Annotated in this window: 10 protein-coding genes; 9 read left to right on the forward strand and 1 reads right to left on the reverse strand. The window is 62.6% G+C overall.

Annotated features, from left to right (window positions below):
- The first annotated feature begins 654 nt into the window (after window positions 1–654).
- Both GD606_RS20935 and GD606_RS09830 read left to right on the forward strand, forming a co-directional pair.
- Entirely contained in the window at window positions 655–1,044 is a 390-nt protein-coding gene (locus GD606_RS20935; RefSeq protein WP_163303458.1) for a DUF4372 domain-containing protein, read from the forward strand.
- Window positions 927–1,367 (forward strand): transposase, encoded by a 441-nt coding sequence (locus tag GD606_RS09830; RefSeq protein WP_368356389.1) that lies wholly within the window; start codon window positions 927–929, stop codon window positions 1,365–1,367. Before GD606_RS20935 ends, GD606_RS09830 begins: the two co-directional genes overlap by 118 nt.
- 160 nt (window positions 1,368–1,527) lie before the next feature.
- Here GD606_RS09830 and GD606_RS09835 read toward each other — a convergent pair whose 3' ends face one another.
- Window positions 1,528–2,052: a shikimate kinase gene (locus GD606_RS09835; RefSeq protein ID WP_163303460.1), complete on the reverse strand. Its 525-nt coding sequence runs from the start codon at window positions 2,050–2,052 to the stop codon at window positions 1,528–1,530.
- 143 nt (window positions 2,053–2,195) lie between these two features.
- Between GD606_RS09835 and GD606_RS09840 the strand changes: the two genes are divergently transcribed.
- The 7 genes from GD606_RS09840 to GD606_RS09870 all read left to right on the forward strand — a co-directional run bounded on the left by GD606_RS09840 (window position 2,196) and on the right by GD606_RS09870 (window position 11,160).
- A complete protein-coding gene (locus tag GD606_RS09840) occupies window positions 2,196–2,999 on the forward strand; it encodes an RNA methyltransferase (RefSeq protein ID WP_163303461.1) in 804 nt (267 codons plus the stop codon).
- A gap of 158 nt (window positions 3,000–3,157) precedes the next feature.
- Window positions 3,158–5,647, forward strand: a complete 2,490-nt coding sequence (locus tag GD606_RS09845) for a mechanosensitive ion channel family protein (protein WP_163303462.1) — start codon at window positions 3,158–3,160, stop codon at window positions 5,645–5,647.
- Window positions 5,644–6,828, forward strand: coding sequence for a DUF362 domain-containing protein (locus tag GD606_RS09850; protein WP_163303463.1), 1,185 nt, complete (start codon window positions 5,644–5,646; stop codon window positions 6,826–6,828). The genes GD606_RS09845 and GD606_RS09850 overlap by 4 nt, the downstream gene beginning before the upstream one ends.
- A gap of 203 nt (window positions 6,829–7,031) precedes the next feature.
- Complete coding sequence (locus GD606_RS09855) at window positions 7,032–7,229, forward strand: hypothetical protein (RefSeq protein WP_163303464.1); 198 nt, start codon at window positions 7,032–7,034, stop codon at window positions 7,227–7,229.
- A gap of 259 nt (window positions 7,230–7,488) precedes the next feature.
- Window positions 7,489–8,223, forward strand: coding sequence for a ubiquinone/menaquinone biosynthesis methyltransferase (locus GD606_RS09860; RefSeq protein ID WP_163303150.1), 735 nt, complete (start codon window positions 7,489–7,491; stop codon window positions 8,221–8,223).
- A 369-nt stretch (window positions 8,224–8,592) separates the two neighbouring features.
- Window positions 8,593–9,675, forward strand: coding sequence for a C39 family peptidase (locus GD606_RS09865; RefSeq protein WP_163303151.1), 1,083 nt, complete (start codon window positions 8,593–8,595; stop codon window positions 9,673–9,675).
- Window positions 9,676–10,041: 366 nt separating this feature from the next.
- Window positions 10,042–11,160 (forward strand): C39 family peptidase, encoded by a 1,119-nt coding sequence (locus GD606_RS09870; RefSeq protein WP_163303152.1) that lies wholly within the window; start codon window positions 10,042–10,044, stop codon window positions 11,158–11,160.
- Window positions 11,161–11,200 lie beyond the last annotated feature (40 nt).

The following is an 11,200-nucleotide window of genomic DNA, read 5'->3' on the forward strand; positions in this document are numbered from 1 at the left end:
CACAGTCGGGGTTTATTCAAATTTATAAAATAAAAACATATAGTTAGGTGATTCTGGAAAAACCAAGGGGGATCATTGGAATTTCAGTCAAGAAATCGGGGTTGGCCAAAGGACCGCGTGAATAGAGTATCAAATGTCCGAAAAGGTGAATTTTCAAGTACTTGATATGATTGCTCAATAGTCTTCAGCACGCATGAATGCCACGTCATCACTATAATCTATCTAAAATGATTAACTTCTTTTAAAAATTCAGGGGAGCCACATAGCATTTGTTGGCTCTTACCCACGGTCATCTGTTGGGTTTGTGGCGCATCAGCCAACACACCGCCAACGGAAAGCCAAAGCGTCAGTGGTTGTGTCTTTGACCAGTTCTGTCCGGTGAACAACTGGCTTGGCATCTGGATACGTCAATGGCTTTGGCCCTGTGGCTTCACTGGTTTGGATATCTATTTCAAAAATAACAGACTTGAGTTGCCATGACATTGAATTCAAAAAGACTTGTTCAACGCCACACACAGGCTTGGGACATGTCAACGTGCCCATTTAAGGAGATATGTATCTTTTTTTCTGCCATCGCAGGTGTGCGGAATCATTTCTTTTGCTGTATGGTAGAATTGCGAGGCCCACCTGCAAAACAACAAGAGAATTCCGCACATGCAAAGCACGACCACCGTCTTCGCCCAATTCCTATCCCTCGTCCCAGAATATGTATTTTCCGAGCTATCTCAGCAAGATAGGTCGAAACGTCCCCCTCGGACATTTGTCCACTGGAACCAATTTGTCCACCTGCTTCATGCCCAGCTGGCCGGATGCAAGAACCTGCGGGACGAGGCCATGGGCATGAACGCCGCCGCCAAGCGACTCTATCGCCTCGGAACCAAGCCGGTGGCCAAGTCCACTTTCGCCGACGCCAACAGCGCGCGCCCGTGCATGTTCTTCGAGGCCCTGTTCGGCGAACTCTACCAGCGGCGTCTCACAAAGGCCCATGGCCACAAATTTTCATGCAAAAACAAGCTTTTCAGCCTGGACGCTTCGAATTCCTGACCAATCACATGACGATACCGGCCAGGACCATCGCCGACATCGACAAGGGCCGCAGGCAGGTCGAAATCTTCTTCCGCTTCAGCAAACAGAACCTCAACATCACGCCGTTTCTCGGAAACTCGAAAAACGCCGTCCTGTCCCATGTCTATGTAGCGCTCATCGCGTACCTGCTTCTGGCCTACCAGAAATTCCAGTCAAAGATCGGCCTGCGTCTGCATTACCTGGCCCGGTTGGTGCGACGAAATCTGTTTCAGCAATGTGAAAGAAACGACCTCGTCGACCTCGACAGAAACAATCAAAGATCAATGATTCTGGGAAACTAAATTGATTTCTTTACTCGGACAGAAATGACCCGCCGCTTTCCATAACGCTGCGACATCAGTGTCTTCGTCCCGAGCGAAACGAAGAAAGGACCGATGAACAAAGACACGCATTTTAAACTATCTTACCTGGTGAATGGGTTGTCAAGAAATCCCCTGCGCCTCACAGCATGGCCAGGGCCTTTTCGGCCCGCTCGGCCAGCACCTCCAGGGGCGCCTCGGGCAGGCTGACATGGGCCGCCGCCAGGTACAGGGGCTCGCGTTCGGCCAGGGTGGCCTTGATCTCCTCGGCCAGTTCCAGGTCCGTGAGGTTCGGCCGCTGGTCGGGCTTGAAATCGGCCAGGAGGCGCTCGGCCAGCCGCTCCGGGTCGGCCTGGAGGTAGACCACCACCCCCCGGGCCAGCACCTTGCGGTTTTCCGGCAACAGCACCGCGCCGCCCCCCGTGGCCACCACCCGGCCCGGGGTCTTGGCCGTCTCGGCCAGGATGTCCCGCTCGATCTCCCGGAACCGTTCCCAGCCCTCGCGCTCCACCAGGGCGGCGATGGTCTCCCCCCGCAGCTCACGGAACACCTCGTCCAGATCCAGAAAAGGCCGCCCCAGTCGCTCTGCCAAAAGCCTGCCCAGGCTGGTCTTGCCCGAGGCCCGGGGACCGATCAGATAGATGTTGTGCGGCGTGGTCACGGCCATGCTGTGCCTCCAAAAGCAGGATGGCAGGGCATACCGCGCCCCGGGCCGGATGGGAAGCCCCGGCCGGGGCGGGGTGCAAATCGTGGGCGGGAATGCTACATGGTCGCCTGGCCGCGCCGAGGCGGCGTGGGGGAGACGCGCACATGCTCGACGATCTGGCAGTGGTCCTTTTCCGACCCAAATTCGCGGAAAACGTGGGTTCCGCCGCCCGGGCCTGCGCCAACATGGGGGTTTCCCGGCTCATCCTGGTGGCCCCCCGCGACGACGACCCGGGGCGGGCCGAGGCCCTGGCCACGGCCAAGGGCCGGGAGGTGCTGTCCCAGGCCGTGCGCTGCCCGGACCTGGAAACGGCCCTGGCCCCCTTTTCCCGGGTCTACGGCACGACGGCCCGCATCGGCGGCTGGCGCAAGGGCTTCGTCACCCCGCGCGCGGCCGCAGCCGAGATCGTCCCGGCCCTGGCGGCCGGCGAGGCCACGGCCCTGGTCTTCGGCCCTGAGGATGCCGGGCTCACCAACCAGGAAACCCGCCTGTGCGGCCGTCTGGTGACCATCCCCACTGCAGGCGGGGCCACCTCCCTAAACCTGGCCCAGGCCGTGCTGGTCCTTTTGTACGAATGCCTCACCACGGCCCGGGATCACGCCCGGCCCGGCGGCCCTCCGGCCGAGGTCACGCCCCCCGGGGCCGCCAACGTCGGCCGGGAGATCACCCATGCCGAACGCGAGGCCCTGTTTTCGGCCCTGGGCAAGGCCCTTACGGCCATCGATTTTCTCAAGGACGACAACCCCGACTATTTTCTTTTGCCCATGCGCCGCTTCGCCGAACGGGTGCGCCCCACCCGGGCCGAATTCAACATGCTCATGGGGGTATGCCGCCAGATCCTGTGGGCCACGGGAAAAACCGGCCCCGGCCAAGGACGCGGTGTTCCGGAAACCGCCAAAGACGTATGACGTTCGGCAAGCCGGGAAAAGACAGTCAATATCATGGAACGCCGAAAAACCTTCTCCGAAACGCGACCCAGGCCCGCATGGCCGTCCAGAAGGCGGCCCCGCCCGATCCTGGCCCCTGTGCGGAACGCAACCTCCTTCCCATTCCGGACGGTCACCACATGTCCATGATCACGCCCCACCCGTGTCCCTGGCGACCGGTCCTCCCGGCCCTCCTTTTCGCCCTGTGCCTTCTTTTCCCAGCCCCGCCCGCGTCGTCCGGGCAGGCCGCCGGGGATCAGAACAAGCTCTTGGAGCAGACCCGCCAGGATATCAGGGATTCGGGCCGGGCCATCACCCAAAGCCGGAAGGATCTTGAAGCCAAGCGGCAGGAAATCGGGGAATCCGTGGCGGCCCTCAAGCGCACCCGCGATGAACTGGCCCTGTGGGCCTGGATGGCCGACAACCCATGGGATCTGCGCGACGTCATGGAGGGCGTGGACGACCTGCGCGGCAAGGCCCGGGCCCTTCTCGACATCCCGGACGCCTCTGAGGCCGACATCGTGCATCAGGTGAACTACCTGGACAAATTGGAGGCCCGCATCGCCCAGAGCCTGCGCGAAGGCCTAGGCCCCGAAAACGATGTGCAGCTTCGCCTGATCCTGGGCGATCTGATTACCCTGCGCGTGCGGCTGGGCGATCTGCGCACGGACACCGAGACCGTCCTGCGTCCGACGGAGGAATTCCTGGAATCCGTGGACGCCTGGAAAACCTCGCTCACGCAGGAACTCAACCACGCCTGGGAGCCGTATTATTTCACCCCGGATCCCTGGCTTTCCGATCTGACCGATTCCGACACCATGTCCCAGGTGCTGAGAGATTGGGGCAAGTCGACCAGGCTGGCCATCACGGTCGCCGTCCAGGACCGGGAGGCCGGGGAGTGGCTGGCGAAACTGGCCCTGGTCCTGGTTATCGCCGTGCTGCCGTGGCTGGTCATCCGCCAAGCCCTGCGCCGCATGAAGGCGACAAAGGCCCACCCGGAGGTCATACGGCAATTCAGCCGGGCCGCAGCCTGCCTGAGTTTCGGTCTGGGCATTGCCTTTTTCGCCACACAGATCGGGTTCGTGCTGTATTCCGAACTGTCCGCCTTGGCCGAGGTCTTTTTCACGGCCGCCCTGGTCCTGGCCTCCCGGGGCATGACGCTTGTGTCCGCCGGCCCCCTCTCGTCGCCGCGCACCTTCACCCGCTGGCCCCTGTGGGGGCTCTTCTGCCTGGGGCTTCTGCTTCAGGTGCCAGCCATCCCCGACCCCCTGGCCACGCCGCTTTTCGCCCTGGCCCTGTGCGGGGCCGCCCTCCTGGTCAGGCGACACGGCCGCACGGCCGAGACCCGCCTGGATGCGGCCATTTCCGCCTGCTGCGTGTTCATCCTGCCCGCCCTGGCCCTGTGCGCCCTGGCCGGATACGCCCGGGCGGCCATTCTGGCCACGTCGGTGCTGTTTTACGCGGTCCTGTCCCTGCGGCTGTCCGTAGCCATCGAGCTTTTACGCGAACGCCGGATGGAGGTTCTCGCCAACAACAGCGGCCATACCCTGGCCAAGGCGATTTTGTCCGGGCTGGGATTCCCCCTGGTCCTTCTGACGGTGTTTTTTTTCTGCCTGGTTTTCGCCTCCACCCAGTTTGAGGCCCGCGACATCTTCACTGCCCTGCTTGCCCAGGAAATCCACCTCGACTATGTGACGTTAAGCGCCCAAAACGTCCTGGCCGTGATCCTGGCCTTCTACCTGACCCGGATGGCCATCGCCGCCTCCCGGTCGTTTCTCCTGCATCCCTCTCTGCCCACGCGCCGCAAGAAAAAGCGCGGCGTGGCCGCAAGCACTCTGGCCACCATCGTCGGCTACCTGTGGTGGGCGGGATTTGTGCTCTGCGCCCTGCTTCTGGTGGGATTTTCGCCCACGGGGCTGGCGGTGGTGGCCGGGGGATTGAGCGTGGGCATTGGGTTCGGGCTGCAAAACATCGTCAGCAACTTCATAAGCGGATTGATCCTGCTTTTCGGCCGCTCCGTGGAGCCCGGCGACGTGCTCATCCTGGGCAGCGACATGGTCGTGGTGCGCCGGGTGAACATCCGCAACACCGTCGTGGAGACCATGGACAACGCCACGGTGTTCGTGCCCAACTCCGAACTGATCACCGGTCGGCTGACCAACTTAAGCCACAAGGATCCCACCGTGCGCCGCGAGGTGACGGTGGGCGTGGCCTACGGCTCGGATCGCGAGCTCGTGCGGCGCCTTCTTCTGGAGGCCGCCGCGCATAGCCCCCGGGTGCTCGCGGAACCTGCCCCGTCCGTGGTCTTCACCGACTTCGGGCCAAGCGCCCTGGAATTCCGGCTTCGGGTCTGGATCAACGAACCCCAGGACGGCCTGACCATCGTCTCCGGCGTGCGCGAGGCCATCGACGACCTCTTCCGGCAAAACGACGTGGAGATATCCTTCCCCCAGACCGATGTGCATCTGCGCTCGGCCCCGGGCCTGGACAAGGCCCTTGACGCAGCCCGGACATCCTGGAACACCGGCCCCTCATGCGCCGCGCCGCGCCCGGCCCCGGAGCCGGTCCCGGGTCCGACGCCGGATAACCGGTCGGCGTCTCCGGAAACACCGAAGAGGAAAAGCTCATGAGCGATTCGACGACAAAAAAATCCAAGGTCTTCTTCGCCGACCTGCGGGCCCGCACCCCCCGGGAAAACCGCACAATGAAGATCAAAAAGCTCTTTGACGCCGCCGGGTTCGCCTCATGCGTCAAGCCCGGCGACTTAACCGCCGTCAAACTGCATTTCGGGGAGCGCGGCTGCGACACCCACATAAGCCCCACCCTGGTCCGGGCCGTGGTGGACAAGATCGCCGAGCGCGGCGGCCGTCCCTTTCTGACCGACACCAACACCCTGTATTCCGGCTCCCGCCACAACGGAGCGGATCATCTGCTCACCGCTCTGGAACACGGCTTCGGCTTCGAGGTCACGGCCGCGCCCATCCTCATCGCCGACGGCCTGTCCAGCACCAACGTGGCCGAGGTGCCCATCCACCGCAAACACTTCGAGACGGTCAAGATCGCGGGCGACATCGTGGCCGCCCAGAGCATGCTGGTCATCTCCCATTTCAAGGGCCACGAGATGGCCGGATTCGGCGGCGCGGTGAAAAATCTGGCCATGGGCTGCGCCCCGCGCGTGGGCAAGCAGGAGCAGCACTGCGTACGCTTCCGGGTGGACGCCAAAAAATGCGTGGGCTGCGGGGCCTGCTTCAAGGTCTGTCCCCAAAAGGCCGTGACCATGGCCGAAAAAAAGGCCTGCATCGACCCCGAAAAATGCATCGGCTGCGGCGAATGCCTCACCGTGTGCCAGGACAAGGCCGTGGGCCTGGATTTTCGCACGGATCTTTCCGAATTCATGGAGCGCATGGTGGAATACGCCTATGGGGCCATCAAAAACAAACGCAACCGGGTGGGCTTCATCAACATCCTCACCAACGTCACCCCGGACTGCGACTGCGTGCCCTGGAGCGACGCCCCCCTGGTGCCCGACATCGGCTTTCTGGCCTCCACCGATCCCGTGGCCCTGGACGCGGCCTGCTTCGACCTGGTCAACGCCCAGGCCGCCAATCCCGGGGCCATGCTCACGTCCTGTACCTGCCCCGGCGAAAACAAGTTCGCCGGATGCTGGCCCGAAACCAAGGGCGAGATCACCTTCACCCACGGCGAGGCCGTGGGGTTGGGGCATCGGGCCTACGAGCTGATTTCGCTCAAGGAGCGGTCCTCGACGTCACATGCGCCCCATGCTAGAGCATCGCACGACATCAAGAAGTGACGCCAGGCGGCGGCCAGCCCAAGGGCCAGGTTGCCGTTTCTCCGAAAAGACCGTTACCGATCTCCGGAGGCAAAGGCGTGGCGCGTACAAAAAACGGGGGATGCCTTGCCGGGTATTCCCCTTTTCCCGCCCGGTGATGATCCTTGGGCGGTCCAAGGCCATTTCCCCAACCGGGCGGGTTTTTATCTTTTCCGGAGGTCCAGGTGGACAAGACGACCCTTCAGGCCCTGCAGATCACCAAGGAAATCGTGGTCAAATTCGTCGAAACCGGACGCATCTCGCCCGGCAACTTCGCCGAACACTTCGGCCCCATCTACCGCGAGGTGCTGCGCACCATCGGCGGACAACCCCCGGCCGATGCGGCCGCCGACACGGCCGAACCCGACGGCGAGACGCCGTAAAACGGAGACGGGGAGAGGGCTTCGCCCCCTCCCCGGACCCCTTCCCCACCGGGGGGAAATCATTTCCCCCGGACCCCCTGATTCCGGGCGCGGCCCCCAGGGTTTCGCCCTGGGGGCCGCGCCCGGAAAGACAGGGGATGCGGGGAAGATAATCCCGCCGGTACGGCGGACGGACGCGAAGCGCGTGAAAAGTTTTTGAAGAGGGGTCCAAGGGGGAAACTTTTTTTGGGAAAGTTTCCCCCCTGGCCGCCGGAGGCCCATGACCCACCCCACCCCAGTCCCGCCTGACGACGCCGAACACGGCCGCCGCGTAGCCGGCATGTTCGGCCGCATCGCGCGGTTTTACGATTTCTTGAACCATGCCTTGAGTCTCGGGCTGGATGTCCTGTGGCGGCGCAGGCTGGTGGCGGGCATCGGGCTGGCCCCGGACCATGCCGGGTACGTGCTGGATCTGGCCGCCGGGACCATGGACGTGACCCTGGAGATTGCCCGCCGCCATCCCCGGATGCGCGTCGTAGCCGCCGATTTCACCCTGCCCATGCTGCAGCGGGGCCAGGGAAAGATCTCGCCGACGGCCGCGTCGCGCCTTTTCCCGGTGCAGGCCGACGGTCTGGCCCTGCCCCTGCATGACGCCAGCATGGACGCGGCCACCATCGCCTTTGGCATCCGAAACATCCGGCCCCGGCAGGCGGCCTATGCCGAGATGCTGCGGGTCTTAAGGCCCGGGGCACGGTTTTGCATCCTGGAATTCGGCACGGGCAAACGCCGCATCTGGGGCGGGGCCTACAATTTCTACCTGACCCGCATCCTACCCGGCTTCGGGCGGCTGGTGTCCGGCGACGACGCCGCCTACCGCTATCTGGCCGACACCATCCGGGCCTTTCCCGACGAACAGGCCCTGGCGGAGGAGCTGACCCAGGCCGGATTCGTCTCCGTCACCCACACCCCCCTGGCCTCTGGCATCGTCTTCATCCATACCGCCGTACGGCCCTAGCGCCTCGGACACGGCGCCCCGCCACACGGCTGGAGTGCATCCCTCCCGGCCATAACCGGCCGGTCCTTCCCTCTGCGGCCAAGATATTGCAAAACAATGGCGTCACTTGACAACGCCTTGCGATTTTGTTGTCATATAGCATCCAGATAGCCTTACGGTTTTGCAAATGCAATGCATTCCGTTTAAATATTGCTTTGGGGAATAAAAATGACTAACAGTTAAAAGTGATAGAATTCCCACTGCAACGGCCAAATCCTGTCCAGATACCAGAGACTCCAGCAACACATAAGGAGTGTCCCCATGCAAAAAACTTCCACAATGAACGTGCAAGGCCCTCTTCGTTTCCGGGCATCATTTCCGGCCTCAATCATGAGCCTGGGTCTTTTGCTCCTCTTCCTGGGATGCGGACCATATGCCGCCATGGCCGAGGTCACGGCCCCGGCCCCGTCGAGCATGGAGACCATCCAGTCCGGCAAGTACTTCACCCTCAAAAGGCTGACCACCCCCGGCAGGCCCTCCCTTGACGCACTCGTCATCTCGGGGCCTCCGACGCCGCCCCCGGGATACGAAGAGCAACGGGCCCCCGTGGACCTGGCCAAGGCCGGACTCAAGGCCGCCTCCATGACCCTGACTACCCCGGCCTACAACTGGGTCTTCGGCTGTTCCGCGGTCTCGGGGTCCATGATCGCCGCCTACTACGACCGAACCGGCTATCCCAACATCTATACCGGCCCCACCGGCGGCGGCGTCATGCCGCTTGACAACAGCGTCTGGGGGACATGGTCGGACGGCTACAGCACGTACCCCAACCTGCCCCTGGCCGCCTCGCACAACGGCGTGGACGGCCGGGCCATCAAGGGATCCATCGACGACTATTGGGTTCAGTATGGCAGTTCGGCCTCCGATCCGTACATCACCGGCGGCTGGACCCAGCACACCTGGAGCGACGCCATCGGCGACTACATGAAGACCAGCCAGTCGGCCTACAGCAACACCGACGGTTCGACAACTTTCTACACCTGGGTCAGTTCCGCGACTCCCCTGACCTGTGCCGACATGGAAAGTTATAGCATTGACACCGTTGACGGCACCTACGGCCGCAAGCTTTTCTATGAGGCCAGGGGCTATACGATCACCGACTGCTACAACCAGAAGACGGACAACACCATCACCGGTGGTTTTTCCTTCGCCCAGTACAAGGCCGAGATCGACGCCGGAAACCCGGTCATGATCAACGTCGAGGGGCATACCATGGTCGGCGTGGGCTATGACGACACGGGCAACACGGTCTACCTCCACGACACCTGGGACTACAATACGCATGCCATGGCCTGGGGCGACAGCTATTCCGGCATGACCATGCTGTCCGTGAGCATCGTCAACCTGACGGCCGCGCCTCCCTCCCCGCAGGGACAGCCCTGGGAACTGCTGCTCATGGGTGATGAAGAATAGACCGGACGGCACTGCACTGACAGATGGATAGCGGGCCTTCATGATACAGCCCGGGAGCCGCATCACCAATATTTATTGCTTCTCGACAGATCTTCACCTATCCTCCATCCTGCCTGAGCGGTTTTCCGCCGATCGTTTCCCGAAAACCGGATACGCGCCTGCCTGGCATCTTGAAGCATGCGGGCGTTCAACTGGCGGTTTTATCTTTTTACGGGAAATGCGACGTCGGGAAGTCCTCTCCGAACGAGACACACCACGCGAAGGGCCTCCAGCGCCGAGGGTTCATCGGCCCGGCCGCACCGCCAGGAGGCGCCCCACACTCCCTTGTCCATCGTTCGCCACCCATGCTGCCTGAGGAAGCACACCATGATGATACGCCCCGGATCGTTCTCAGCCGCGCTTCTGGCGACGGCCTTGTCGGCCTGCTTCCTGCTTTGCGCCACCAACCCCGCCCTGGCCCAAGACGCCGCGCCCGGCCTGGACCAGGCGGTTTCGGAGACCCTTGAAACCGGAAAATATTTCACCGCCCGAAGGCTGACCGTCCCCGGGAAGGCCCCGATCGTTGAAACGATCATAAGCGGCCCGCCCACGCCGCCCCCGGGCTACGAGGACGAGCGCACCCCCGTGGACCTAGCCAAGGCCAACGCCAGGTCCACGGTCAAGACCCTCATCGTGCCTGCCTACAACTGGGTCTTCGGCTGCTCCTCGGTCTCCGGGGCCATGATCGCGGCCTATTACGACCGAAACGGCTATCCCAACATGTACACCGGCCCCACCGGCGGCGGCGTCATGCCGCTCGACAACAGCGTCTGGGGAACCTGGTCGGACGGCTACGTCTCGTATCCCAACCTGCCCCTGGCCGCCTCGCACAACGGCGTGGACGGCCGGACCACCAGGGGGTCCATCGACGACTACTGGATCAAGTACGACAGCGCCGCCTCGGACCCCTACATCACCGGAGGCTGGGGCCAGCATGCCTGGGGCACGGCCATCGGCGACTACATGAAGACCAGCCAATCGGCCTACACCCTCTCCGACGGCTCGACGTGCTTCTACAAATCCGGTTCGGCGTCACCCCTGACCTGCGCCCAGATGGAATCCTGGGGCATCCAAACCCGCGACGGCACCTACGGACGCAAGCTTTTTTATGAGGCCAGGGGATACACCGTCACGGATTGCTATGCCCAGGACACGGACAACTCCAAAGTCGGAGGATTCTCCTTCGCCCAGTACAAGGCGGAGATCGACGCCGGACGTCCGGTCATGATCAACATCACCGGGCACACCATGGTCGGCGTTGGCTACGACGACGCCACGCAGACGATTTACATCAACAACACCTGGAGCCACACCACACACAGCATGCCCTGGGGCGGCAGTTATTCAGGGATGGAAATGTACGCCGTGAGCATCGTCAATCTGGCCCCGGTCACGGGGGCTTCGAAAGCCCAACCCTGGCAATTCTTGCTTTTAGGCGAGGAATAAGGCGGGAAAGAAAGCGTGGGTTGCCGCAGTCACGACAGGA

The organism is Desulfolutivibrio sulfodismutans DSM 3696 (genome assembly GCF_013376455.1).
In the GTDB taxonomy this organism is placed as follows: Bacteria; Desulfobacterota; Desulfovibrionia; order Desulfovibrionales; family Desulfovibrionaceae; genus Desulfolutivibrio; species Desulfolutivibrio sulfodismutans.

Excerpts from the sequence above, each read along its gene's own strand:
- GD606_RS20935 (WP_163303458.1), top strand. The coding sequence starts at position 655 with ATGCAAAGCACGACCACCGTCTTCGCCCAATTCCTATCCCTCGTCCCA.
- GD606_RS09835 (WP_163303460.1), bottom strand. The coding sequence starts at position 2,052 with ATGGCCGTGACCACGCCGCACAACATCTATCTGATCGGTCCCCGGGCC.
- GD606_RS09840 (WP_163303461.1), top strand. The coding sequence starts at position 2,196 with ATGCTCGACGATCTGGCAGTGGTCCTTTTCCGACCCAAATTCGCGGAA.
- GD606_RS09845 (WP_163303462.1), top strand. The coding sequence starts at position 3,158 with ATGTCCATGATCACGCCCCACCCGTGTCCCTGGCGACCGGTCCTCCCG.
- GD606_RS09850 (WP_163303463.1), top strand. The coding sequence starts at position 5,644 with ATGAGCGATTCGACGACAAAAAAATCCAAGGTCTTCTTCGCCGACCTG.
- GD606_RS09860 (WP_163303150.1), top strand. The coding sequence starts at position 7,489 with ATGACCCACCCCACCCCAGTCCCGCCTGACGACGCCGAACACGGCCGC.
- GD606_RS09865 (WP_163303151.1), top strand. The coding sequence starts at position 8,593 with ATGAGCCTGGGTCTTTTGCTCCTCTTCCTGGGATGCGGACCATATGCC.
- GD606_RS09870 (WP_163303152.1), top strand. The coding sequence starts at position 10,042 with ATGATGATACGCCCCGGATCGTTCTCAGCCGCGCTTCTGGCGACGGCC.